Consider the following 23,257-nt stretch of genomic DNA (forward strand, 5'->3'; position numbering starts at 1 on the left):
GATGGCGATGAAGCCCTGCTCGGGTGCAGTACATACTTACCGCACCCGAGCAGGGTTCGTGTGGTACGAGTGCCTTGATAACCATGGTCGATCCCGACGACCCGGCGCTCGCAAAATGACTCCAAACAGGAAAACTTCCCCCTCCTTGTAGGATTCTGCGACACCCTCGCGGTTGGTGATCGGGAATACGCCACGTATGATCCCGAACAACCTTTGCCGAATAGAAGCCTATGTCGCTGATAGTTCTATTGCTTTTGCCCTTCGTCGGCAGCTGTGTCGCGGCGTTGCTGCCGCATAACGCGCGCAATGCCGAATCATTGCTGGCAGGTCTTGTGGCCTTGGTGGGCACCGTTCAGGTGGCTTTGTGGTACCCGCAGATCGCCGACGGCGGGGTTATCCAAGAGCAATATGCCTGGCTGCCCAGCCTGGGCCTGAATTTCGTCCTGCGCCTGGACGGCTTCGCCTGGCTGTTTTCGTTGCTGGTGCTGGGCATCGGCACGCTGGTGTCGTTGTATGCCCGCTACTACATGTCGCCGGACGATCCGGTGCCGCGGTTCTTTGCGTTTTTCCTGGCTTTCATGGGCGCGATGCTCGGGCTGGTGATTTCCGGCAACCTGATCCAGATGGTGTTCTTCTGGGAATTGACCAGCCTGTTCTCATTCCTGCTGATCGGTTACTGGCATCACCGCGCCGACGCGCGGCGCGGCGCCTATATGGCGTTGATGGTGACCGGCGCCGGCGGGCTGTGCCTGTTGGCCGGGGTGATGCTGCTTGGCCATGTGGTGGGCAGTTATGATTTGGACAAGGTCCTGGCCGCCGGCGACATGATTCGCCAGCACGCCCTCTATCCAGTCCTGTTGCCGCTGATCCTGATCGGCGCCTTGAGCAAGAGCGCCCAGTTTCCTTTCCATTTCTGGCTGCCCCACGCCATGGCCGCGCCCACGCCGGTGTCGGCGTACCTGCACTCGGCGACCATGGTCAAGGCCGGTGTTTTCCTGCTGGCACGGTTGTGGCCCTCGCTCTCGGGCAGTGAACAGTGGTTCTATATCGTCGGCGGCGCCGGGGCGTTCACATTGATGCTGGGCGCTTATTGCGCGATGTTCCAGAACGACCTCAAGGGCCTCCTTGCCTATTCGACCATCAGCCATCTGGGGCTGATTACGCTTCTGCTTGGCCTCAACAGCCCGCTGGCGGCGGTCGCGGCCGTGTTTCATATCCTCAACCACGCCACGTTCAAGGCCTCGCTGTTCATGGCCGCCGGCATCATCGACCACGAAAGTGGCACCCGGGACATCCGCAAGCTCAGCGGCCTGGTGCGGCTGATTCCGTACACCGCCACCCTGGCGATGGTTGCCAGCGCGGCGATGGCCGGGGTGCCGTTGCTCAACGGCTTCCTGTCCAAGGAAATGTTCTTCGCCGAGACCGTGTTCATTTCCGCCACGGCCTGGGTCGAGCTGGCGCTGCCGATCGTCGCCACCATTGCCGGCACGTTCAGCGTCGCCTATTCCCTGCGTTTTACCGTCGACGTGTTCTTCGGCCCCACTGCCACCGACCTGCCCCACACGCCCCATGAACCGCCGCGCTGGATGCGCGCGCCGGTTGAGCTTCTGGTGTTTACCTGCCTGTTGGTGGGCATCTTTCCGGCACAGGTGGTTGGTTCGTTGCTGGCGGCGGCGGCGCTGCCGGTGGTGGGCGGTCCGCTGCCCCAGTACAGCCTGGCGATCTGGCATGGCCTGAACGCGCCCATGATCATGAGCCTGGTGGCGATGTCGGGTGGGATCGTCCTGTACCTGCTGCTGCGCAAGCAATTCAAGCAAGGCCATATCAAGCAGCCACCGCTGATGGGGCGTCTCAGCGGCAAGCGTTTGTTCGAGCGCAGCCTGGTGCTGATGATGCGCCAGGGCCGGCGGTTGGAGCGCAAGATCAGTACCCGGCGCTTGCAGGCTCAGTTGTTCCTGCTGGTACTGGCGGCCGTAATGGCCGGGCTGATTCCGATGCTCAGCAGCACGCTGGCCTGGGGCGACCGCCCCAGGATTCCCGGCTCCGTGGTGTTCGTCACGCTGTGGGTGCTGGCCATCGCTTGCGCGTTGGGCGCTGCCTGGCAGGCCAAATATCACCGCCTCGCGGCGCTGACGATGGTCAGTGTCTGCGGCCTGATGACGTGCGTGACTTTTGTCTGGTTCTCGGCCCCGGACCTGGCCTTGACTCAACTGGTCGTGGAGGTGGTCACCACGGTGCTGATCCTGCTGGGCCTGCGCTGGTTGCCACGGCGGATCGAAGAGGTGTCGCCGCTGCCCAACAGCGAACGCCGCGCGCGCATCCGTCGTCTGCGGGACTTGCTGCTGTCCATCGCAGTGGGCGGCGGCATGGCGTTGCTGTCCTATGCGATGCTCACGCGCCAGACACCCAACGACATTTCGTCGTTTTACCTGAGCCGGGCCTTGCCCGAAGGTGGCGGCAGCAATGTGGTAAACGTGATGCTGGTGGACTTCCGCGGCTTCGACACCCTGGGCGAAATCACCGTGCTGGTGGCGGTTGCGCTGGCGGTATTCGCCCTGCTGCGGCGCTTCCGGCCACCCAAGGAAAGCATGCAGCTCCCGGCGCAACAGCGCCTGCTGGCGCCGGACGTGGTGACCGACCTGGTCAACCCGCGTCACGCCAGCGACACCGCGCTGGGCTTCATGATGGTGCCGTCGGTGCTGGTGCGCCTGCTGTTGCCGATTGCCCTGGTGGTGTCGTTCTACCTGTTCATGCGCGGCCACAACCAACCGGGTGGCGGTTTCGTCGCCGGCCTGGTGATGTCGGTGGCGTTCATCCTCCAGTACATGGTCGCCGGCACCCAGTGGGTCGAAGCACAAATGAGCCTGCGACCGCTGCGCTGGATGGGCACGGGGCTGTTGTTCGCCACCGCGACGGGGTTGGGGGCGATGGCGGTGGGTTATCCGTTCCTGACCACTCACACCTGGCATTTCGAGTTGCCGCTGCTGGGTGACCTCCATCTGGCGAGTGCGCTGTTCTTCGACATCGGCGTCTACGCCGTGGTGGTCGGCTCCACGCTATTGATCCTTACCGCCCTGGCTCACCAGTCGGTGCGGGCCCATAAACCGGGGCTGCACGCCAAACCCGTCGCCCCCCTCAAAGGAGCCAACGCCTGATGGAAGAAGTCATCGCAATCGCAATCGGCGTATTGGCCGCCTCCGGCGTCTGGCTGGTGCTGCGGCCCCGGACCTTTCAGGTGGTCATGGGGCTTTGCCTGCTGTCCTATGGCGTCAACCTGTTCATCTTCAGCATGGGCAGCCTGTTCATCGGCAAGGAACCGATCATCAAGGACGGCGTGCCCCAGGACCTGCTGAACTACACCGATCCGCTGCCCCAGGCCCTGGTGTTGACCGCCATTGTGATCAGCTTCGCCATGACCGCGCTGTTTCTCGTCGTCTTGCTCGCGTCCCGCGGGCTGACCGGCACCGACCATGTGGACGGCCGGGAGCCCAAGGAATGATGCTGACGCCTCACTTGATCGCCGCGCCCATCCTGCTACCGCTGCTGACCGCCGCGTTGATGCTGATGCTGGGCGAGAAACATCGCCCGCTCAAAGCGCGGATCAATCTGTTTTCCAGCCTGCTGGGCCTGGGCATCGCCGTGCTGCTGTTGGACTGGACCCAGGACCAGGCATTGCCCGCGTCCTTTGGCGTGTACCTGCCGGGCAACTGGCAAGCGCCGTTCGGAATCGTGTTGGTGGTCGATCGCCTGTCGGCGCTGATGCTCGTGCTGACGGGCATCATCGGCGTCTGCGCCCTGCTGTTCGCGATGGCGCGGTGGGATCGGGCCGGCGCCAGTTTCCATGCGCTGTTCCAGATTCAGCTGATGGGCCTTTACGGCGCTTTCCTGACGGCGGACCTGTTCAATCTGTTTGTGTTTTTCGAAGTGTTACTGGCCGCGTCCTACGGCTTGATGCTCCACGGATCAGGGCGGGCCCGCGTCTCGTCGGGGCTGCATTACATCGCCATCAACTTGCTGGCGTCGTCGTTGTTCCTGATTGGCGCGGCGTTGATCTATGGCGTCACCGGCACCTTGAACATGGCCGACCTGGCCTTGAAAGTGCCTTTGGTGCCAGAAGCGGACCGCGGCCTGCTGCACGCCGGTGCCGCGATCCTGGCAGTGGCGTTCCTGGCGAAGGCTGGCATGTGGCCGCTGAATTTCTGGCTGGTGCCGGCCTACAGCGCGGCCAGCGCCCCGGTGGCGGCCTTGTTCGCGATCATGACCAAGGTGGGCGTCTACACCGTGTTGCGGTTGTGGACCCTGCTGTTCTCGGGGCAAGCCGGCGCGTCGGCGTATTTTGGCGGCGACTGGCTGGTCTACGGCGGCATGGCGACCATCGCCTGCGCGGCCATCGCCATCCTCGCGGCCCAGCGCCTGGAACGCATGGCCAGCCTGAGTATCCTGGTCTCGGCCGGCATCCTGTTGTCAGCCATCGGCTTCGCACAGCCCAACCTGATAGGGGCCGCGCTGTTTTACCTGGTGAGCTCGACCCTGGCGCTGTGTGCGCTGTTCTTGCTGGCCGAACTGATCGAGCGCTCACGCTCCGCCAATGACCTGCCGCTGGAAGATGACCTCGACACCCTGCCGCGCCCCCTGGAATCGCTGCAGCCGCCCAAGGGCATCAACCTCGATGACGAACAGAAAGCCGTGGTCGGGCAAGTGATCCCCTGGACCATGGCCTTTCTCGGTCTGAGTTTCATCGCCTGTGCACTGTTGATTGTCGGCATGCCTCCCTTGTCGGGGTTTATCGGCAAGCTGGGGCTGCTCAGCGCGCTGCTCAACCCCGAGGGCCTGGGGGCGAGTGCCGACGTGCCCGTATCGGCCGCCGCCTGGGGCCTGCTGGCGCTGTTGATCCTGTCCGGGCTCGCCTCGTTGATCGCCTTTTCGCGCTTGGGTATCCAGCGCTTCTGGACACCGCAGGAACGGCCCTCCCCGCTGTTGCGGCCGTTCGAATGCCTGCCGATCCTCGCGTTACTGGGGCTGGGGATCGTCTTGACGTTCAAGGCCGAGCCATTGCTGCGCTACACCCAATCCGCCGCCGATGGGTTGAATACGCCTGAACATTATGTGATAGCGGTTTTTTCCACCCGCGCCGTCCCCAACCCTGAAGGCAACACTCGATTGCAGGCGGTGCAGCCATGATCAAGCATTTGTTTCCCGCACCGTGGCTGTCCCTGGCATTGGGGTTGCTCTGGCTGTTGTTGAACCTGTCCCTGAGTGCCGGCCACCTGCTGCTGGGCGCCGCGCTGGGTTTCCTCGCGCCACTGATGATGCGTCCGCTGCGGCCACGACCCATCCGCATCCGGCGTCCCGGGGTCATGCTGCGACTGCTCTTGCTGGTGGGATGGGACGTGCTGGTGTCCAACCTGGCCGTCGCCTGGCGCGTACTCAACGCCGGGCGCCGCCCGCCTCGCTCGCGGTTTATCAAGGTGCCGCTGGACCTGCACGACGCCAATGGGCTGGCGGTGCTTTCGATGATCACCACGGTGATTCCAGGGACGGTCTGGTCGGAGTTGGCGCTGGATCGCAGCATCCTGTTGATACACATTTTCGATCTGGAGGACGAAGGGGCGTTTATCGACCATTTCAAGGCCACCTACGAGCGTCCGCTGATGGAGATTTTCGAATGAGCGCGCTGCTGTCCAATGCGATCCTGCTGAGTCTGTTCCTGTTCTCGCTGACCATGGTGCTGACCCTGGTGCGCCTGTTCAAGGGCCCCTCGGCACAGGACCGGGTCCTGGCCCTCGATTACTTGTACATCGTCGCGATGCTGATGATGCTGGTGCTGGGCATTCGGTATGCCAGCGACACGTATTTCGAGGCGGCGCTGTTGATCGCCCTGTTCGGCTTTGTCGGCTCGTTTGCCCTGGCCAAGTTCCTGTTGCGTGGCGAGGTGATCGAATGACGGGAGAACTGTCGATGTGGGTCGAGATCCCAGTGGCGATCCTGCTGGTGCTCGGCAGTCTTTTCGCCCTGACCGGGGCGATCGGCCTGGTGCGGCTCAAGGATTATTTTCAGCGCATGCACCCGCCTGCCCTGGCTTCGACGCTGGGGGCCTGGTGCGTTGCGCTGGCCTCGATCATTTATTTCTCGGCGCTCAAGTCGGGCCCGGTGCTGCATGCCTGGCTGATACCGATCCTGCTGTCCATCACGGTGCCGGTGACGACCCTGCTGTTGGCCCGGGCGGCTTTGTTCCGCAAGCGCATGGCGGGGGATGATGTACCGGCGGAAATAAGCAGCCCCAGGACCGGGAGCGATGGTTAAGGAAGCTTGAGACAGGCTTTGTTGTGGCGAGGGGATCTATCCCCTCGCCACAACGGCGTTCGCCTCTGGTTCGCTCAAGCCCACGCCACCGTCAGCAACCCTGCCCCCAGCACGACACACAACGGCGAGTAGACCCAGGTATCGAGCCGGGCGAACGTCGACCCCTTGACCTCCTTGAAGAAGCCCACCAGGTTCGACTCGCCAATGGCCCGGGCAAACATCAACAGGGCAATCGCACTGATCAGCCATTGCAAGGCACGATGGGTCACGGGAGGCGCGATCAGGCCGACCCGCAGACACACCAGCACCGCAATCATCAGCAGCGCCAGCGCCACCAACAGCGTCAGCCATCCCGACGGGTTGAACGCCGGTTGCAGTGTGCCGCCCTGCTTCACCGGCACCTGCGGCACCACCGCCAGCGCCGCCCACTGCCCGCCCAGGGCCCAATACAAATGAATCAAGCTGATGGTCGCAAACACCGCGACCAGCGACCGAGCCAATACAAGCGTCATTCGCCAGCCTCCTGAAAAAGGTTGAACAATCATCCTAGCTGGAATCTGGCATTTCGCTGGACGGGCGCAGGTTGCCGGATTCCAGTGAATGACGACTTGCCCAGGATCAACTGTTCAATTGACTGGCCTTAACGCGCTACAGCCCCGCGGTCACCTTGTCGGCGACCTCCTTGGGTAACCAGGCCTGCCAAACCTCGGGGTGAGCCTTGAGGAAGGCTTCGGCGGCCTCGCGGGAGGGCGTGCGTTTCTCGCTCATATCGGCCAGGGCCTTGTTCAGCGGGTCGATCGGCAGGTCGACCTTGCTGAAGAACTCGGCAATGTCCGGGTGTTGTTTCTGGAACGGTACGGACACGCCAATGGACAACTTCGAAGCCAGGGACCGCGTCGGCCTGGGGTTGGGGTTGTCGGCATCGGTCAGGGTTTTCCAGGCCTCGGCATCGAATGGCGGCTCTTGCAACTGCACCAGTTTGAAACGCCCGAGCAGCGGCGTGGGCGACCAGTAGTAGAACAGGATCGGCTTGCCACGGCGAATCGACGAAGTGATCTCGGCATCGAGCGCGGCCCCTGAGCCGCTGCGAAAGTTCACATAGCTGTCGGAAAGACCGTAGGCCTTGAGCTTTTGCTTGTTGACCACCTCGGAAGTCCAACCGATGGGACTGTTGAGGAAGCGTCCCTTGCTGGGGCTTTCCGGGTCCTTGAACACGTGCTTGTAGCGCGCAAGGTCCTCGACGCTGCGCAAGTCCGGCGCCAGGGGCTTGATGCCCTTGGCAGGGTCGCCCTTGATGACGTATTCCGGCACCCACCAGCCTTCGGTCGCGCCCTTGACCGTATCGCCCAGGGCAACCACCTTGCCTTCGGCCTCGGCCTTGACCCACACCGGACTGCGACCTGCCCACTCCTCGCCGATCACTTGGATATCGTTATTGGCCAGGGCGGTTTCCAGGGTAATGGTGGTGCCCGGCAACGTGTCCGTCGGCAACCCGTAGCCCTTTTCGACAATGACCCTCAGGATGTCGGTGATCAGGCTGCCGCTTTCCCAGTTCAGGTCGGCAAAGTGGATCGGCGTCGATGCAGCGGATGCCGGAAGGGGTGAAACCAACACAGCGAGGGTGGCCCAGGCAGCCAGCCACTGTCGAACTCGTTTCATGTTTGATACCTCATGCCGGATGCAGCAATAGCCGAACGGCGTGCGAAGCGAACGCAAGCCTGTGACTAGTTCAGTCAATTGACTGTAGCCAAGGTTCCAGCAGGAGCGTTTTAAAACTGTTACGAGTATAAAAAGAACAAAGGACATCAACCCGATTCGTCATCCAAGGATGAAAGCCCCTTCCTACTCGCTGGCCTTGAATGTCACAAGTTCACCCTTGCGCCATTTGGCAGCCTTGGCGGTGACTGCTTTCAACGTCTTGGTCAAACCTTCCTGCAACTGTTCGTTGGCGGCCAATACGGTCACTACGCTGTGCCCTTCCTTGAACAGAATGGCGTGGCCCTCGGCGGTCGTGACGAACGCGTAGTCACCCAGGCCGTAGACCGTCAACTTGATTTCACGAAACCGGATTTCAAACTTGCCTCCCTCGCGACTGGGAAGTACCGCCGCGCGAAAATGGTCGCCAACCTTGAGTTCCAGCCGGGGTTTGTCATCGACGACCAATGCCGACTCGGTGTCGATTTCGGCAATATAGATACCTTCGGCGGTCTGCTCGGTGATATAGACAAACCGTGACTGGAATTGCTTGACCAGTTTTGCCCGCAGGTCGCCCAGTACAAATAACGCATGCATGTCGAGATTACTTACTGCCAAGGAAACATCCCCATCTTTAAACGGCCCACTCTTTGAGAATGGACCACGAGAACCCGCACGGCCCCATGGGCCTGTCATTGAATTCGAAAGTGAACGGTGCGCCCTGACCCAGGGCGGGAGAAGACTAAAGGATCGCTACTCTCGCCGTCTTTCCCGGCGGTCGTCAGAGGCTGAAGGAAAACACCACTCTGAGCATCGGAAAAGGTGGGACTACTAACTTTAGGGAAATTTCTCACTTAGAAAAGCATTTTTCTGACATCGAGGCCAAAAAAAATTGCTTTAGATAGGCGCAACCGTACACACGGTGCTGCCGATTCTAGAGCAGCCGCTGACGCGCAGACTACTTAAAACAGCCGGCAATTCGTCGGTAACCATAGAAAAGGAATTCACATGGCTACGTTTCCAACCCTGATCCGCCCCGCCATCTCATGTGTCGCCCTGGCGCAGGACGCCACTCATGACGACGGTTACGCACCGATTGCATTGATCCAGCCCAGATACCGGGTCGTTCTTGCCGGCAAGTGTTTTTTTCATATCGAAGAAACCTCTACCGGGCGCGTAAGAGGTTTCCGCGCCGACCATAACGAAGCCTGCTATCTCGCCCGCACCCTCGAACAGAACCCTTCAACGGCAGGCGCCATGACTTAACTCAGCCGCCGACCGGCAACTGCTGCCATACTGCCTTCCCAGCGAGCGCCTCCATCGGCGGTGCTCGTACAACAATATGACTTGAAGGGAAGGCGCGACGTGACGGAACTAGACATCGGCGATTTTTTCATCCGCGGCGAAGCCAGAGAGGTAGAAGGCGAATTCCAAGCGGTCATCGTCATGCGCGCCAAAACCGCCGCCACTGCGGTCACCTATCACCAGGTAGAAAGGGATCGCTGGTTCAAGACGCCGGAACTTGCGGCCGAGGCCGCCAAGGAGTCAGCCCGGGCCCTGAAGCTCGCGGTGGACGAAGGTGCGCTGAAAGCCTGAAGCCAATCGAACTCCTGACGACTGCTCGCCTCAGATAGAGGGAAGCAACCGAGGCGCCATGACGGCGGTAGTCCAGAGGAGTCCTACAAAATGGAACAACCATCCCACGAACTCAGCACCCTGTTTGACCAACTTGGCCTGCCTTCGGACGGCAACGCCATCGATGATTTCATCATGGCGCACCCGCTGGATCCGAACACCAAGTTGGTCGATGCGCCTTTCTGGTCGAATCAGCAACAAGATCTGCTTCGCGAATGGCTGCTTGCCGACGGCGAAGAGGCGGTATTGGTGGATCAACTGAACGTACGCCTGCACGACGGTAAATAACCCCAGAACGGCAAGCAAGCTTTCGTGGCGAGGGAGCTTGCTCCCTCGCCACGAAAGCTTGCTCGTCATACAGGCTCCGTCGAGACTCAGCGCGGTTTCTCGGGCTTATAGCCCAGCCGCAACCCACCCCAATGACGTCCCTTGAGCATGATTGGCACCGACAGGTCATGCATCAGCTCGCCCGTGTCCCGCGTATAGGTTTGCAGCAACACCGGCTGTTGATGACTGCCGCAGCGGATCCCGGTGCGATCGGAGAACTTGCGCTTTGTGCGATTGTTCAGCGTGTCCACTTGCGGATCGCCGGTCAACGGCTGACAGAACGCATTGTTGTGAGTCGGCACGTAGCCCTGCTGAGTGCAGGCAATCGCGAAGACCAGCCCCTCATGCCGCGCCAGCAACGGTTCCTGGATCGCTGGCAGCACCTGGTCGGTGTAGCGGTCGAAACGGGTCTGGAACTTCGCCGGATGGGTATTGGGGATCGGTTGGTAGCTGCGATCGAACAGATCCTCCAGGCTGACGCGCCCCTGGTCGATATCCGCCTCGAACTGTGCGGCAATCCGGCTTGCCCCTTCCCGCGCCAAGTCATAGACCCGCTGGTGATAATCGTCCAGGCCCACCTCGGCCAGGCGCTCGCTGATGGTCTCGGCCTGGCCTTCCATCTGCACAGCGGCCTCGGCCAGGCGCTGGGTCTGCTGGTCGCTGATCGCCAGGTCACCGCGCATTTGCTCGATCGCATGAAACAGGCTATCGAGTTGTCCACGGTTAGTGTCGGTACCCTGGGCGATGGCGCTGACCTGGGTTTCGACACCGGCCGCAAGCCGCGCGATGTTTTCGAGGTGCTGGCCGGTGTGCTCGACTTGCTGCACACCGCTGTCCAGGTCACCGGCCAATTGGCGGATCTGCTCGACGACCTGCGCGGTGCGCTGCTGGATATCCGCGACCATCACGCCGACCTCGCCGGTCGCCGCGGCAGTGCGCCCGGCCAACCCACGCACCTCGTCGGCCACCACCGCAAAACCGCGACCATGTTCCCCGGCACGGGCCGCCTCGATCGCAGCGTTAAGGGCCAACAGGTTGGTCTGGCTGGCGATCGATTGAATCACCAGGGTCACCCGCTGGATCTCGTCGCTGCGCACGCTCAGCGCCTCGATGAGTTCGCGGCTTTCATTGGCGCGCTGACTGAGCTGATGCATGCGGCTGATGGATTCAACCAACTCGCTGCGTCCGGCGACACTGCTGCGATGGGCCTCGCTGGCCGCGCCCAGGGCCTGTTGACTGAGCTGCGAGGTGGCCTGCTCGGTCGCGATCATCGCTTCGGCGTTGCCAACGATCTGCGCCGCGGCCCCGAGCTGTGACTGGACCTTGCCCGCCAGCTGCTTGACCGAATAGGCAACGCCAGCGGCGGACAGTGCATTATGGCTGGTGGTGTAGGAAAGATCGCGGGTGAGCTCGGCCAGGCTGTCGCTTGCCGTCGGCACCGGTGTGCTGTTCAGCCGCGAGCGCAGGCGTGGCAACCAGACGATGAGCAGCGCCAGCGGCAACGCCAGGTACAACGACCAACCGCCCAAGGTCATGCCACACAGCAGCGAAACCAGCGCCAGGCTTTGCAGAGTCGGCGCAAGCCAGCGCGCTGTAACGCGCGCTACTGGCACCGAGGCCGACGCTGTCGCCGCCAGAGATCCTTCTGTCGCCATTTTCGTCACCCACTTTTCTCATTGTTATGGCCGCATTAAACGCCACTATCGAGCCATTATCCATGGTCCATTAGTCGTGTTTTCGGCAAAAAAACGAGAAGCGTGATGACCAAAAAGCAAAAAGACCGCAGCTTCGGATGAAGGGCTGCGATCTTTTTCGAAAACGGTATCAGGCCTGGCGCTGGTGCTTGTCGATCTGCTCGTGACGTTCCTGGGCTTCGATGCAGTATTTGGTGGTCGGACTGATCAACAGGCGCTTGAGGCCGATCGGCTCGCCGCTGTCGTCGCACCAGCCGAAGCTTTCGTCGTTGATACGGTCCAGGGCCTGCTCCAGTTGCGGCAGCATGCGCTGGTCGCGATCGATGGCGTTGACCAGCCAGGTGCGCTCTTCTTCTACGGAAGCTGCGTCCGCCGGGTCGGCCGGGCTGTCCAGGCTCTCAATGGCGATTCGGTTCTGTTCGATGCGCTCGTGGGTTTCGACTTTCATGTTCTGCAACAGCTTGGTGAAGTAAGCCAGTTGCTCGGCATTCATGTAGTCATCCGCCGGCATGGCCAGCAACTTTTCCTTTGTCATTGATTTCTCTATAAAAAAACGTGCATTAAGGCGAATTATGGAGCGTCCCGCATCAAGCAGCCACGCTCATCGGGAAGGCGCCGTTTATTCCAAGCGCCACCCGGCACTCAATTTACGAGGGGCGGCAGTCTAAGGCCGAGTCGGGGCGTCAGCAACCGAAAACATGGGGAAAATGTCCGACAACCGCTTCAAATGCTGTCTGACAGGCTTCTGCCGGCCGTCGGAGTGCGTTTATAACAAGAAATTCGCTGCGATGGCTGTATCAAGAAGACAAATGGCAACGCCACGCGGGTCAGGCGTGGCGCTTTGTCGCAACCTCAGGCATGTCAGCGTTTGAGTTTGCGCTTGTTGCGGTACTGATCGATCACCACCGCGACGACAATGATCAGACCCTTGATGATGTCCTGGATATAGGCATCGACACCGACAAAGGTAAAACCACTGGCCATTACCCCGAGGATCAGCGCACCGATCACCGTCCCGGTGATGCGCCCCACTCCACCGGCCAGGCTGGTGCCGCCAATGACCGCCGCGGCGATCGCGTCGAGCTCGTAAGACATGCCCATGCCGGCCTGCCCGGTCGCCGCCCGCGCCGAGGCCACGACGCCGGCCAAGCCTGCCAGCAGCCCGGCGATGCTGTAGACGATCACCAGGTGGCGCTTGACGTTGATGCCCGAGGTCCGCGCCGCCTGCATGTTGCCGCCGATGGCGTAGGTGTATTTACCGTACTTGGTGTAGCGCAAGGCGACGTGGAAGATCACCGCCACCACCAGGAAGATGATCACCGGCATCGCGCCATGACCAATGGCGGTGTACGAATCGGACAACATGCTCACCGGCTGGCCTTCGGTGTAATAACGCGCCAAGCCACGGGCCGAGACCATCATGCCGAGGGTGGCGATAAAAGGCGGGATGCCGGTAACGGCGATGATGCTGCCGTTGATCGCCCCCGCCAGCAGCCCCACGCCGAGGCCCGCCACCACCGGTATCCACACGGGCAGGTCCGTCAGGGAAGGAAACACCGCCCGGGAAAAATCCGAAGTCTGGGCCAGGCTCGCGGCAATCATCGCCGACAACGCCAGCACCGAACCTGACGACAAGTCGATGCCGGTGGTGATGATCACCTGGGTCACGCCGATGGCGAGCAGGCCGATGATCGACACTTGCAGGATCATCAGCACCAGGCGCTGGGAGTTCATCAGGAAACTCTGGTCGCGCATGATCCAGCCGAACAGCTCGAACACCAGGCCGATGCCGATCAGCACCAGGAAAATGCTCAGTTCCGTGGGCAGCCGCCGACGCGTCCTGGCCGGTGCGGCGGCGGGTTTGTTTTCCAATATCGCGTTCATAGCCAATCACCTTTTTTATCTGTGGCGAGGAAGCTTGCTCCCTCGCCACGGGATTATTGCTCGACGTTATTGATTCGCCGGGCAGGCATCAGGACAGGCCCGACGCCAGTTGCATGACTCGTTCCTGGGTGGCTTCGCTGCGGTCGAGGGTGCCCATCAGGTCGCCTTCGTGCATCACCATGACGCGGTCGCTCATGCCCAGCACCTCAGGCAGCTCCGAAGAAATCATGATGACCGCCATGCCTTCGCTGGCGAGGTAGGCAATGAGTCGGTAGATCTCGGCCTTGGCGCCGACATCGATGCCGCGGGTCGGTTCGTCGAGGATCAGGATGCGCGGGTTGGTCATCAGCCAGCGGGCCAGCAAGGCCTTCTGCTGGTTACCGCCGGATAGAGTGTCGATGCACTGCTCCAGGGACGGTGTCTTGACCCGCAGCTTCTTGCACATGTCCTCGCACAAGGCGCGCAGGGCTTTTTGCTGGATGAAACCGTTGCCGACGTAATGAGGCAGCACGGCCATTTCCATGTTTTCCAGCACCGACAAGCAGGGAAACAAGCCGCTGAGCTTGCGATCCTCGGTCAACAACGCGAAGCCCTTCTCGATCGCCATGTGCGGATCACTGATGTGGACCGGCTGGCCGTCCAGCAAGATTTCGCCGCCAGTGGCAGGGGTGACGCCGAAAATCGCCTCGGCGACGTTGGTCCGGCCCGAGCCCATCAACCCCGCGATGCCGAGGATTTCCCCGGCGTGCAGGTCGAACGACACCCCTTTGAAAATACCCGCCAGGCTCAAGTCCCGTACCGACAGGACCCGATCGCCGATTGGCTTGTCCCGCTCGGGGAACAATTGGCTCAATTCACGCCCGACCATCATCGAAATCAGGCTGTCGCCATCCATGCTGTCGGCCCGTTGCAGGCCGATGTAGGCGCCGTCGCGAAACACCGCCACTTCATCGGCGATGGCGAAGACTTCGTTCATTTTATGGGTGATGTAGATGATGCCCTTACCCTGGGCCTTGAGGTCGGCGATGATCGAGAACAAATGGGCGACTTCGGTCTCGGTGATGGCCGAAGTCGGTTCGTCCATGATCAGGATGTCGGAGTCATACGAGACGGCCTTGGCGATCTCCACCATCTGCCGTTCGGCAATGCTCAGGTTGCCCACCTGCTCCTCCGGGTCAAGCTTGATGCGCAAGCGCTCCAGCAACCGGGCGGTGCAGCGGTGCATTTCACCATGATCGATCATGTGCAGGCCGTTGAGCTGTTCGCGGCCGATCCAGATGTTTTCGGCGATGCTCATGTGGGGCATCAGGTTCAGTTCCTGGTGGATCATGGCGATCCCGGCCTGCAAGGCCGCCAGGGGGGTGTCGAAGGTCACCGGCTTGCCCCGCAGGCGCAGCTCGCCGGCGTCGGGCTGGTAGATGCCGGCGATGATCTTCATCAGCGTGGATTTGCCCGCACCGTTTTCCCCCATCAAGGCCAGCACCGAGCCGGGGCGTACCCGCAATTGCACGTCTGACAGGGCCACGACGCCAGGGAAGCCTTTGCTGACGTTGACGACCTCCAACAGGTACGGTTCGTCAGGTAATGCGTCCGGCCGGAACGTTGCCGCCGGGGCGCTCGAAGCAGTCGCTGATGCGAACATGGTGGGTACTCCCTGGGCAAGGTCGGCGCGGCGACCTTGCCTGTTTATTGTTGTGATGAAACAGGTGAAGCGTTACTTGAACTGATCGACGTTCTCCGGCGTGATCAAGCGATATGGCACCCAGACGGATTGCTCGACCGGCTGCTTCTTGACCATTTTCACCGCGGTATCGATCGAGCCGTCGGCTTGACCCTTGGCGTCCTGGAACACCGAGACCGCCATGTCGCCTTTCTTGATGGCGTTCAAGCCGTCCGGCGTGCCGTCGACCCCTGCGATCAACACGCTGCCCTTCTTGGCGCCCGTTTGCCTGAGGGCCATGGCGGCGCCAATGGCCATTTCATCGTTGTTGGACACCACGGCGTTGAACTCGCGGCCTTGGGTCAGCCAGTCATTGACCAGGGTCATGCCCTTGTCCCGGGACCACGTGCCCGTCTGCTCCTGCTCGATCTTGATGTCCGGGTACTTGGCGAGGACTTCCTTGACGCCCTTGGTGCGGTTGGTGGTGGAGTTGTTCGCCAAATCGCCCAGCAGGATCACGATCTCACCCTTGCCGCCCATCTTGTCGGCCAGGTACTGCATCTGCATGCGCCCGGCCTCAAGGTCATCCGAGGCCACGGTGACCACGCCTTCCGGCAGTTTCGGGTCGTCTGGACGGCGGTTGACGTACACCAGCGGAATGCCGGCGGCCACGGCGGCCTTGGTGATGCGTTGGGTCGCGGCGGTGTCCACCGGGTTGACGATGAGCGCGTCGACCTTCTGGCTGATGAAGCTTTCTACCTGACTCAATTGCTTGACCACGTCGCTGCGCGCATCTTCGAACTGCAACGTGACGCCGTCCGGCAGGGCCTTGGCTTTCTTGTCCATGGACTCGCGCAGGTAGGTCAACCAGGTGTCATCGAACTGGGACATGCTGACGCCGATCTTCAGGTCCGCCAGGGCAGCGCCGCTGGCAAACATCAATGACAGGGCCAGCGAGGCAATACGGGTCTTGGTGTTCATGAACGTTCTTTCTCCACTTTTTTGTTGGTCTTATGGATAAGGCGTAACGGACTTCAGGAACGTGGTAAACGCACGATCGGTGCGCCGGGCATGCAGCACACCACGGCGCCCCTGCGCTGGATGCACAGGGCTTCGAACAAGGGAAGGATTGCGGACAGGCGCAAGGACAATGGCAGGTGAAACGCAGAGCGGTTGAAGGTTTTCATCGACGGTACCTGGCTGTGTTTCTTGTTTTTGTTTCGTCCTTCGTCCATTCAGGGCGAGCCTGGATAAACGCGGACAGGGTTGTCGGTAACCTGGAATCGACTTTATTGGAAAATATTTTCCATATCAACTCATTTTAGAATTTTATTCGTTTTTTGTTCCATGTCCTACAGGCTCAGATAAACAGACCACCTGACCCTGCTCCGCGCTCTGTCTTGCCGCGTCCAGGAGGCGTGTCGTGGCCAAGGCGTCGCGGGCCGCAACGGGCAGCGGGCCGTCGCCCTGCAACGCTGTCTGTAGACGCTGATAGAACGCGAGCCAGCAGCCCCGTTCCGAGGCTACCCGCTCGCGCTCGGCACCGTGTTCGAACCAGCCCCAGCGCCGATGTTCTTCCGTGCCCCAACGTTCGCCCTCGGTGGCGGGGCTCAGTCCCGCCAACGCCAGGGCCTCCTGACCATCGAGGCCTTCGACGGTATAGCAGCCTTCGCTGCCACTGACCCGAAACCTTGGGCGCGGAGCGCTTTGCAGGCAATTGCCGCTCAAGTGCGAGACCACACCGCTTGCGTGGACCAACGACATGAAAAAACCGTTGTCGTAGGCCTGGCCTGGCTGTCGATAATCCAGCTCGGCATACACCCGGGCCACCGGCCCGAACAATTGCAGCGCCTGGTCCACCAGATGGCTGCCCAAATCCCGCAGGAAGCCCCCGCCACTGGCTTTGCCCACCGAGGTCGGCGAGTAACGTTCGACGCTGGACTCAAAACGAATGACCTGCCCCAGGGCACCGGATGAAAGCAATTTGCGCACCGTCAGGAAATCCGAATCCCAGCGGCGGTTCTGGTACACGCTCAACGGTACGTTGCGTCGTTCGGCAGCCAACACCATCGCTTCGGCCTGCCCGGCATCAAGGGCGAATGGCTTGTCGCTGACCACCGCCACGCCGTGCTCGATGGCCTCCATCACAATGGCAGGGCGCGCTTGCAGCGGCGTGGACACCACCACCGCATCGACGCCGGCCGCCACCAGTTGCTCAAGGCTATCGAAGGCCTGGACCCGCGGATGCTCGGTTGCCAATTGCTGGCGTCGCTCGGCGGAACGGGTCACCACCCCGACAAACGTAGCGCCCGGCAGGCTGCTGATGAGCGGCGCATGAAAAAACCGCCCGCCCTTGCCATAGCCCACTAGTCCGATTCGCATGAACACTCCTTATCTGGAAATAACGCCGGGCCCCTGTGGGAGCGAGCCTGCTCGCGAAAGCGGTGTGTCAACCAACATGAATATTGACTGGCCTGACGCCTTCGCGAGCAGGCTCGCTCCCACAATTGACTGCATTCCACAGAGGGAATGTGGTCAGCCGTAAAAGCGTGGCCGCTCCGGCAGCTCGACCTTGATGATCTGCCCACTCTGCTGCGCTTGGACACAGGCATCCGCCGCCACCGCCGCGGCGAAACCATCCCAGGCCGACGGCCCGCCTACTTGCCCGGCACGCACGCCGTCGATGAACGCCTGCAACTCGACGTCATAAGCGGCGATGAAGCGATCCTTCCAATCCATCAGGATGGCATTGGACAGCTTGGCGCCGCTGCGCAGTTGCACCTGGGACGGTTCCGGCAGCTTGGCGATGCCGGTCTCCCCCACCACTTCGCATTGGATGTCGTAACCGTACTGGCAGTTGACGAACACCTCGACGTCGATCCGCGTGCCCTTGGCGGTTTCCAGCAGAACGATCTGCGGATCCCGCAGGTGGGCCAAAGCCTTGCTGCTCTTGCGCGGGAACACCACCTGTACCGACACATAGTCGTCGGCCAGCAGCCAACGCAGCACGTCCAGCTCATGGATCAGGGTATCGGTGATCGCCATGTCGGTCTTGTAGTTCTCCCCCACGCTCGGGTTGCGGTGGGCGCAATGCAGCATCAACGGCTCGCCGATCTGGCCGCTGTCGATCACCGATTTGAGCGCGCGGTAACCTTCATCGTAAGGGCGCATGAAGCCCACCTGCACCAGGCGCTTGCCGTGGGCCACTTCGGCGTCGACGATTTTGCGGCAGCCTTCGGCCGTGACCGCCAGGGGCTTTTCGCAGAACACCGGTTTGCCTGCCGCGATGGCCGCCAGCACGAACTCTTCATGGCTCGGCCCCCAGGAGGTGACGAGGATCGCCTCGACGTCCGGCGCCGCGATCAACGCGTGGCCGTCCGGATAGACCTCGGCGGTCAGTTTGAGGTCGGCCACCACTTTCGCCGCCTGGGCAAGGTTGATGTCAGTCACTGCCACCACCTGGCTGTTGAGCAAGGTCTGGCTGCAACGACGGATGTGGTCCTGGCCGATGGCCCCGGTGCCGATGACGCCCAGCTTCAAAGACATGTTGAACTCCTTATGTAGGTGTTGGCGCAATCAGTATTGACGGGCCTTGGCCAGTCGTTCGTTGAGGGTCTTGGCGACGGCATCGGTGCGGGCGCTGGTGGAGACCTGCGCCACGCCGACCCGCCACCAGGATAGGTATTTGTGGATCATGGTCTTGGGCAGGGCCTTGATGTCGAACAGGGTCGAGACCGTCTGGCGCCGGGCGTCGGCCAATGCCGCGTACAACTCGTCCAACGTCTTGACCGTGTAGGTCTTGCAGCCATAGGCCGCCGCGCTCATGGCGAAATCCACCGGCACAAAGCCGCCATCGAGCTTGCCCGTCTCGGGGTTGCGGAAGCGGAACTCGGTGCCGAAGCTGTCCATGCCGTGTTCCATTTGCAGGTTGTTGATGCAACCGAAGGTCATGTTGTCCAGCAGCACGATGTTGATCTTGCGCCGCTCCTGGATGGAGGTTGCGAGTTCCGAGTGCAGCATCATGTAGGAGCCGTCGCCCACCAGCGCGTAGACCTCTTTATCGGGCTCGGCGAGTTTCACCCCCAGGGCGGCATTCACCTCATAGCCCATGCATGAATAAGCGTATTCGACGTGGTAAGTATTCACGCCCTTGCTGCGCCAACTGCGCTGCAGGTCGCCGGGCAGGCTGCCGGCGGCGGCGACGATGATGGCGTCGTCCGCCAGGGTTTCGTTAAGGGTGCCAAGCACGCGACTTTGGGTCAGGCAGGACCCCGTGAGCTCGATGAATTCACGAAACACTGCGGGGTCCATGGGGTCGTTGATTTCCGGGACGAAGTCCTGGGTCTGGAAATCTGCCTGGTAGATCCGGTCCACTTCGGCGTCGAGCTGGGCCTTGGCGTCGGCGATCTGCGCGCCCCATTCGGCACGGTAGTCCCCCAGCTTGTCGGCCAGCGCCTCCAGGCCCGAACGGGCGTCGGCCAGCAGTTGCACGCCATCGAGTTTCAGCGCATCGCACGGGCTGATGTTGAGGTTGAGAAATTGCACGTCGCAATGCTGAAACAGCCATTTCGACGCTGTGGTGAAATCGCTGTAGCGGGTGCCGATGCCGATGATCAGGTCCGCTTCCTTGGCCAGCAGGTTCGCCGCCAGGCAGCCGGTCTCGCCAACGCCACCGACATTCAGCGGGTGGCTGGAGACGATGGCGCTTTTTCCCGCCTGAGTCTCGGCAAAGGGAATCTCGAAGCGCTCGGCAAAGGCTTGCAATGCAGCATTGGCCCCGGAGTACTTCACCCCGCCACCGCAGATGATCAATGGCTTGCGCTTGCCCTTGAACAACGCCAGGGCATCGCCGAGCATCGCTTCGGTGGCTGGCCGGCGGTCGATGCGGTGCACGCGTTTCTGCAAAAAATAATCCGGGTAATCGTAGGCTTCGGCCTGGACGTCCTGGGGCAGCGCCAGGGTCACCGCGCCGGTCTCGGCCGGGTCGGTGAGCACGCGCATGGCCTGGATCGCGGCAGTCATCAATTGCTCGGGGCGGTTGATGCGATCCCAGTATTTGCTCACGGCCTTGAAGGCATCGTTGGTGCTGATGCTCAGGTCATGGAATTGCTCGATCTGTTGCAGCACCGGGTCCGGCTGACGACTGGCATAGACATCGCCAGGTAACAGCAGCAGCGGGATGCGATTGGCCGTCGCGGTGGCGGCGGCGGTCAGCATGTTCGCCGCGCCGGGACCAACCGACGAGGTACAGGCGTAGATTCTGCGCCGCAGATGCTGCTTGGCAAACCCGATGGCGGCATGAGCCATGCCTTGTTCGTTGCGGCCCTGATGAACCACTAGGTCGCCGCTGTCCTGCTCCAGCGCCTGGCCCAGGCCCAGCACATTGCCATGGCCGAAAATGGTAAACACCCCGGCGACGAACTTGCTCTGGACGCCATCGACCTCGACGTACTGGTTATCGAGAAATTTCACCAGGGCCTGGGCCATGGTCAGTCTTGTTGTGGTCATGCTTGCACCTTATTGGAATGCAAATCCGGCAAATTTACTCACCCCCTGTGGGAGCGAGCCTGCTCGCGAAAGCGGCCTGTCAGGCGACATCAGTGTTGGACGTACTGCCGCCTTCGCGAGCAGGCTCGCTTTCACAAGGGGATCTTCATCAAGTCAAAATCAGCTCAGGCCTGGGACTTCTGCAAGTGATTCATGCTCGCCCCCAATGCCTGGCGAATATCGGCCAACTCATGAACACTTTCGGCAAACGGCTCGAAGGACAGGTAACCGTCATAGCCGCCGCGGAGCAGCGCCTCGATCTGCCCGGCATTGCCGAGAATATCCCCCTCGCCCACCAGCACTCGGTGGCCGTCGCGAATGGTCGCCAGTGGCGCTTGGGCATCCTCGACCCCTGAGATGTGAACCAGCCCGGTCAATTCAGGGAAGAACTCCTGCTCGCCGGCCAGATGGTGATGAAAGGTGTCATGCACCAGGCGAAACACATCCAGCCCGTCGGTGGCCTTGATCGCTTCCACCGCCGTGCGCTTGCGGCGTAGCGAGCATTCTGCAAAACCCAAGGGTTCGATGAAACCGTAGATGCCGAAGGCGCGCAGGATCGGCGCCAGTTCACTTAAGGCAGTACGCAAACCCGCCGCTCGCTCGACCTCGCTGCGCGGATCGGCGCGATCGTTGAGCGGGCACATCACCAATCCCTCGGCGCCACACTCGCGGGCGTAATCGGCCAGGCGCACGGCCTGGGCACGGCGCTCTTCGTTCCACACATCGAACGGGTACAGGGCGTTGATCGACAGCACTTTGATGCCGCGCGCCTCGCACAACTCGCGGACATGGGCCGGCGGCATGCCGTCTTCGATCTCGACACCTTTGAGGTCATTGCGAATCTCGATGGCATCGGTCTTCAACGCCAGCGCCAGGTCGATGAAAGCAGGCAGCGACAGGCGCGGGGCAACCATTCGATTCAAGGCGAAACGCAGGGGCTTGTTCATTGTTGTTCTCCCTCCGGCATTCATGAAATGAGTTATTGGGCAGTGGGCATGCTGAACTCGGGGCCCTTGGCGATGCTGTCGGGCCAGCGCTGCATCACGCTCTTGTAGCGGCTGTAGAAACGCAGGCCTTCCTCGCCATAGGCATGGTGATCCCCGAACAGCGAACGCTTCCAGCCGCCAAAGGAGTGCCAGGCCATGGGCACCGGGATCGGCACATTGATGCCCACCATGCCGACCTTGATGCTGCGGGCGAACGCCCGGGCGATGCCGCCATCACGGGTGAAGCACGACACGCCGTTGCCAAACTCATGGGCATTGATCAGCGCCACCGCCGTGGCGAAATCCGGCACACGAACGATGCCCAGCACCGGGCCGAAAATCTCCTGTTGGTAGATGCTCATCTCGGCGGTGACCTGGTCGAACAGCGTCGCGCCGACAAAAAATCCCTGCTCGGCCCCCGGCACCTTGAAGCCCCGGCCGTCGACGATCAGTCGCGCACCCTCGGCCACGCCAGCATCGATGAAGCCTTCTACCTTGGCCTTGTGTTCGGCGGTGACCAACGGCCCCATGTCGGTGCCGGGTTGCTGGCCATTGCCGACTTTCAGTTGGTCGATACGTGGCAACAGTCGGGCGATCAGCTCATCGCCCACGTCGCCCACCGCCACCGCGATGGAAATCGCCATGCAGCGCTCGCCGGCAGAACCGTAGGCCGCGCCGATCAGCGCGTCCGCCGCCTGGTCGAGGTCGGCATCGGGCATGACGATCATGTGGTTCTTCGCCCCACCCAGGGCCTGCACGCGCTTACCGTGCGCCGTACCCTGCTGGTGGATGTATTCGGCGATGGGCGTGGAGCCGACAAAGGAGATCGCCTCGATGTCCGGGTGCTGCAATAGCGCATCCACGGCCGCCTTGTCGCCCTGGACGACATTGAATACGCCGTCCGGCAGGCCGGCTTCGGTCAGCAAGCGGGCCATCAGCAAACTGGCGGACGGGTCGCGTTCCGAAGGCTTGAGGATGAAGCAGTTGCCGGCAACCAGCGCCAGGGGAATCATCCACAACGGCACCATGACCGGGAAGTTGAACGGCGTGACGCCAGCGCAAACGCCCAGCGGTTGGCGCAAATTCCAGTTATCGATACCGCCGCCGATGTTGTCGCTGAAATCGGTCTTGAGCAGGCTCGGCGCACCGCAGGCGTACTCGACGATTTCGATACCGCGGGTGACTTCGCCGTGGGCGTCGGACAGCACCTTGCCGTGTTCACGGCTGATGATCTGCGCCAACTCATCATGGTGGCGGTCGAGCAATTCCTTGAACTTGAACATCACCCGCGACCGTCGCAACGACGATTGCTCGGACCAGGCCGGGAACGCCGCCAGCGCCGAGGCCACCGCTGCCTCGACGGTACTCGGCTCGGCCAGGGCCACCCGGGCCTGCACCGCGCCGGTGGCCGGGTTGAAGACATTGCTGGAGCGAGCGGTGTCGCCATCCTGCACTTGGCCGTTGATGTAATGGCCTATTACCGGGGTGTCGCTCATTGTGCTGGTTCTCCGTTGGAATGTTCGAAT

General features: G+C 61.7%; 23 protein-coding genes. 9 read left to right on the top strand and 14 right to left on the bottom strand.

The annotated features are described in order from the left end of the window. Positions 1–230 precede the first annotated feature (230 nt). From J3P90_RS14995 to J3P90_RS15020, 6 genes are read left to right on the top strand one after another with little or no spacing between them, the layout of a single operon-like run. A complete protein-coding gene (locus J3P90_RS14995; RefSeq protein ID WP_434674971.1) occupies positions 231–3,155 on the top strand; it encodes a monovalent cation/H+ antiporter subunit A in 2,925 nt (974 codons plus the stop codon). Continuing rightward, positions 3,155–3,499: a Na+/H+ antiporter subunit C gene (locus J3P90_RS15000; RefSeq protein ID WP_005789164.1), complete on the top strand. Its 345-nt coding sequence runs from the start codon at positions 3,155–3,157 to the stop codon at positions 3,497–3,499. Before J3P90_RS14995 ends, J3P90_RS15000 begins: the two co-directional genes overlap by 1 nt. Further along, positions 3,496–5,181: a monovalent cation/H+ antiporter subunit D gene (locus J3P90_RS15005; RefSeq protein WP_434674972.1), complete on the top strand. Its 1,686-nt coding sequence runs from the start codon at positions 3,496–3,498 to the stop codon at positions 5,179–5,181. Before J3P90_RS15000 ends, J3P90_RS15005 begins: the two co-directional genes overlap by 4 nt. Further along, a complete protein-coding gene (locus J3P90_RS15010) occupies positions 5,181–5,669 on the top strand; it encodes a Na+/H+ antiporter subunit E (RefSeq protein WP_420766635.1) in 489 nt (162 codons plus the stop codon). The genes J3P90_RS15005 and J3P90_RS15010 overlap by 1 nt, the downstream gene beginning before the upstream one ends. After that, complete coding sequence (locus J3P90_RS15015) at positions 5,666–5,944, top strand: K+/H+ antiporter subunit F (RefSeq protein ID WP_420766590.1); 279 nt, start codon at positions 5,666–5,668, stop codon at positions 5,942–5,944. The genes J3P90_RS15010 and J3P90_RS15015 overlap by 4 nt, the downstream gene beginning before the upstream one ends. Beyond that, entirely contained in the window at positions 5,941–6,303 is a 363-nt protein-coding gene (locus J3P90_RS15020) for a Na+/H+ antiporter subunit G (protein ID WP_420766591.1), read from the top strand. The genes J3P90_RS15015 and J3P90_RS15020 overlap by 4 nt, the downstream gene beginning before the upstream one ends. A gap of 74 nt (positions 6,304–6,377) precedes the next feature. Here the strand turns inward: J3P90_RS15020 and J3P90_RS15025 are convergent, their stop codons facing one another. The 3 genes from J3P90_RS15025 to J3P90_RS15035 form a co-directional block, all read right to left on the bottom strand. Continuing rightward, a complete protein-coding gene (locus J3P90_RS15025) occupies positions 6,378–6,815 on the bottom strand; it encodes a DUF3995 domain-containing protein (protein WP_420766592.1) in 438 nt (145 codons plus the stop codon). A 136-nt stretch (positions 6,816–6,951) separates the two neighbouring features. Continuing rightward, entirely contained in the window at positions 6,952–7,962 is a 1,011-nt protein-coding gene (locus J3P90_RS15030; RefSeq protein ID WP_420766593.1) for an ABC transporter substrate-binding protein, read from the bottom strand. Positions 7,963–8,145: 183 nt separating this feature from the next. Continuing rightward, on the bottom strand, positions 8,146–8,595 hold the full coding sequence (locus J3P90_RS15035; RefSeq protein WP_420766594.1) for a hypothetical protein: 450 nt from the start codon (positions 8,593–8,595) through the stop codon (positions 8,146–8,148). Positions 8,596–9,006: 411 nt separating this feature from the next. On the opposite strand from J3P90_RS15035, the gene J3P90_RS15040 reads away from it, so the two are divergent. From J3P90_RS15040 to J3P90_RS15050, 3 genes are all read left to right on the top strand, one after another. Beyond that, positions 9,007–9,264 carry a hypothetical protein gene (locus J3P90_RS15040; RefSeq protein WP_420766595.1) on the top strand — a complete coding sequence of 86 codons (258 nt, stop codon included), beginning with the start codon at positions 9,007–9,009 and terminating at the stop codon, positions 9,262–9,264. Between the two features lie 99 nt (positions 9,265–9,363). Continuing rightward, positions 9,364–9,594: a hypothetical protein gene (locus J3P90_RS15045; protein WP_420766596.1), complete on the top strand. Its 231-nt coding sequence runs from the start codon at positions 9,364–9,366 to the stop codon at positions 9,592–9,594. A 90-nt stretch (positions 9,595–9,684) separates the two neighbouring features. Beyond that, on the top strand, positions 9,685–9,921 hold the full coding sequence (locus J3P90_RS15050) for a DUF2789 family protein (RefSeq protein WP_420766597.1): 237 nt from the start codon (positions 9,685–9,687) through the stop codon (positions 9,919–9,921). Positions 9,922–10,007: 86 nt separating this feature from the next. Here J3P90_RS15050 and J3P90_RS15055 read toward each other — a convergent pair whose 3' ends face one another. The 11 genes from J3P90_RS15055 to J3P90_RS15105 all read right to left on the bottom strand — a co-directional run bounded on the left by J3P90_RS15055 (position 10,008) and on the right by J3P90_RS15105 (position 23,227). Further along, positions 10,008–11,615: a methyl-accepting chemotaxis protein gene (locus J3P90_RS15055; RefSeq protein ID WP_434650814.1), complete on the bottom strand. Its 1,608-nt coding sequence runs from the start codon at positions 11,613–11,615 to the stop codon at positions 10,008–10,010. 169 nt (positions 11,616–11,784) lie between these two features. Further along, a complete protein-coding gene (locus J3P90_RS15060; protein WP_030141286.1) occupies positions 11,785–12,189 on the bottom strand; it encodes a TraR/DksA family transcriptional regulator in 405 nt (134 codons plus the stop codon). 326 nt (positions 12,190–12,515) lie between these two features. Further along, positions 12,516–13,538, bottom strand: a complete 1,023-nt coding sequence (locus tag J3P90_RS15065; RefSeq protein WP_420766599.1) for an ABC transporter permease — start codon at positions 13,536–13,538, stop codon at positions 12,516–12,518. A gap of 88 nt (positions 13,539–13,626) precedes the next feature. After that, positions 13,627–15,180 carry a sugar ABC transporter ATP-binding protein gene (locus J3P90_RS15070; RefSeq protein ID WP_434563689.1) on the bottom strand — a complete coding sequence of 518 codons (1,554 nt, stop codon included), beginning with the start codon at positions 15,178–15,180 and terminating at the stop codon, positions 13,627–13,629. A 72-nt stretch (positions 15,181–15,252) separates the two neighbouring features. Next, positions 15,253–16,179 (bottom strand): sugar ABC transporter substrate-binding protein, encoded by a 927-nt coding sequence (locus J3P90_RS15075; protein ID WP_420766601.1) that lies wholly within the window; start codon positions 16,177–16,179, stop codon positions 15,253–15,255. A gap of 53 nt (positions 16,180–16,232) precedes the next feature. Continuing rightward, entirely contained in the window at positions 16,233–16,433 is a 201-nt protein-coding gene (locus J3P90_RS15080; RefSeq protein WP_420766602.1) for a hypothetical protein, read from the bottom strand. Between the two features lie 94 nt (positions 16,434–16,527). Next, positions 16,528–17,580: a Gfo/Idh/MocA family protein gene (locus J3P90_RS15085; RefSeq protein WP_434674973.1), complete on the bottom strand. Its 1,053-nt coding sequence runs from the start codon at positions 17,578–17,580 to the stop codon at positions 16,528–16,530. A 153-nt stretch (positions 17,581–17,733) separates the two neighbouring features. Next, positions 17,734–18,744: a Gfo/Idh/MocA family protein gene (locus J3P90_RS15090; RefSeq protein ID WP_420766604.1), complete on the bottom strand. Its 1,011-nt coding sequence runs from the start codon at positions 18,742–18,744 to the stop codon at positions 17,734–17,736. A 30-nt stretch (positions 18,745–18,774) separates the two neighbouring features. Then, the gene (gene iolD, locus J3P90_RS15095; protein ID WP_434674974.1) at positions 18,775–20,706 is read right to left on the bottom strand and encodes a 3D-(3,5/4)-trihydroxycyclohexane-1,2-dione acylhydrolase (decyclizing); all 1,932 of its coding nucleotides are present in this window, start codon (positions 20,704–20,706) and stop codon (positions 18,775–18,777) included. 164 nt (positions 20,707–20,870) lie between these two features. Continuing rightward, entirely contained in the window at positions 20,871–21,692 is an 822-nt protein-coding gene (locus J3P90_RS15100) for a TIM barrel protein (RefSeq protein WP_434611047.1), read from the bottom strand. A 32-nt stretch (positions 21,693–21,724) separates the two neighbouring features. Further along, the gene (locus tag J3P90_RS15105; protein WP_420766607.1) at positions 21,725–23,227 is read right to left on the bottom strand and encodes a CoA-acylating methylmalonate-semialdehyde dehydrogenase; all 1,503 of its coding nucleotides are present in this window, start codon (positions 23,225–23,227) and stop codon (positions 21,725–21,727) included. Positions 23,228–23,257: the final 30 nt, after the last annotated feature.

The organism is Pseudomonas sp. D3-10 (assembly GCF_051132175.1).
In the GTDB taxonomy this organism is placed as follows: domain Bacteria; phylum Pseudomonadota; class Gammaproteobacteria; order Pseudomonadales; family Pseudomonadaceae; genus Aquipseudomonas.

Excerpts from the sequence above, each read along its gene's own strand:
- iolD (WP_434674974.1), bottom strand. The coding sequence starts at position 20,706 with ATGACCACAACAAGACTGACCATGGCCCAGGCCCTGGTGAAATTTCTC.
- J3P90_RS15030 (WP_420766593.1), bottom strand. The coding sequence starts at position 7,962 with ATGAAACGAGTTCGACAGTGGCTGGCTGCCTGGGCCACCCTCGCTGTG.
- J3P90_RS15100 (WP_434611047.1), bottom strand. The coding sequence starts at position 21,692 with ATGAACAAGCCCCTGCGTTTCGCCTTGAATCGAATGGTTGCCCCGCGC.
- J3P90_RS15085 (WP_434674973.1), bottom strand. The coding sequence starts at position 17,580 with ATGCGAATCGGACTAGTGGGCTATGGCAAGGGCGGGCGGTTTTTTCAT.
- J3P90_RS15005 (WP_434674972.1), top strand. The coding sequence starts at position 3,496 with ATGATGCTGACGCCTCACTTGATCGCCGCGCCCATCCTGCTACCGCTG.
- J3P90_RS15000 (WP_005789164.1), top strand. The coding sequence starts at position 3,155 with ATGGAAGAAGTCATCGCAATCGCAATCGGCGTATTGGCCGCCTCCGGC.
- J3P90_RS15075 (WP_420766601.1), bottom strand. The coding sequence starts at position 16,179 with ATGAACACCAAGACCCGTATTGCCTCGCTGGCCCTGTCATTGATGTTT.
- J3P90_RS15035 (WP_420766594.1), bottom strand. The coding sequence starts at position 8,595 with ATGCATGCGTTATTTGTACTGGGCGACCTGCGGGCAAAACTGGTCAAG.
- J3P90_RS15025 (WP_420766592.1), bottom strand. The coding sequence starts at position 6,815 with ATGACGCTTGTATTGGCTCGGTCGCTGGTCGCGGTGTTTGCGACCATC.
- J3P90_RS15020 (WP_420766591.1), top strand. The coding sequence starts at position 5,941 with ATGACGGGAGAACTGTCGATGTGGGTCGAGATCCCAGTGGCGATCCTG.
- J3P90_RS15050 (WP_420766597.1), top strand. The coding sequence starts at position 9,685 with ATGGAACAACCATCCCACGAACTCAGCACCCTGTTTGACCAACTTGGC.
- J3P90_RS15015 (WP_420766590.1), top strand. The coding sequence starts at position 5,666 with ATGAGCGCGCTGCTGTCCAATGCGATCCTGCTGAGTCTGTTCCTGTTC.
- J3P90_RS15040 (WP_420766595.1), top strand. The coding sequence starts at position 9,007 with ATGGCTACGTTTCCAACCCTGATCCGCCCCGCCATCTCATGTGTCGCC.
- J3P90_RS15090 (WP_420766604.1), bottom strand. The coding sequence starts at position 18,744 with ATGTCTTTGAAGCTGGGCGTCATCGGCACCGGGGCCATCGGCCAGGAC.
- J3P90_RS15065 (WP_420766599.1), bottom strand. The coding sequence starts at position 13,538 with ATGAACGCGATATTGGAAAACAAACCCGCCGCCGCACCGGCCAGGACG.
- J3P90_RS15060 (WP_030141286.1), bottom strand. The coding sequence starts at position 12,189 with ATGACAAAGGAAAAGTTGCTGGCCATGCCGGCGGATGACTACATGAAT.
- J3P90_RS15070 (WP_434563689.1), bottom strand. The coding sequence starts at position 15,180 with ATGTTCGCATCAGCGACTGCTTCGAGCGCCCCGGCGGCAACGTTCCGG.
- J3P90_RS14995 (WP_434674971.1), top strand. The coding sequence starts at position 231 with ATGTCGCTGATAGTTCTATTGCTTTTGCCCTTCGTCGGCAGCTGTGTC.
- J3P90_RS15105 (WP_420766607.1), bottom strand. The coding sequence starts at position 23,227 with ATGAGCGACACCCCGGTAATAGGCCATTACATCAACGGCCAAGTGCAG.
- J3P90_RS15080 (WP_420766602.1), bottom strand. The coding sequence starts at position 16,433 with ATGGACGAAGGACGAAACAAAAACAAGAAACACAGCCAGGTACCGTCG.
- J3P90_RS15055 (WP_434650814.1), bottom strand. The coding sequence starts at position 11,615 with ATGGCGACAGAAGGATCTCTGGCGGCGACAGCGTCGGCCTCGGTGCCA.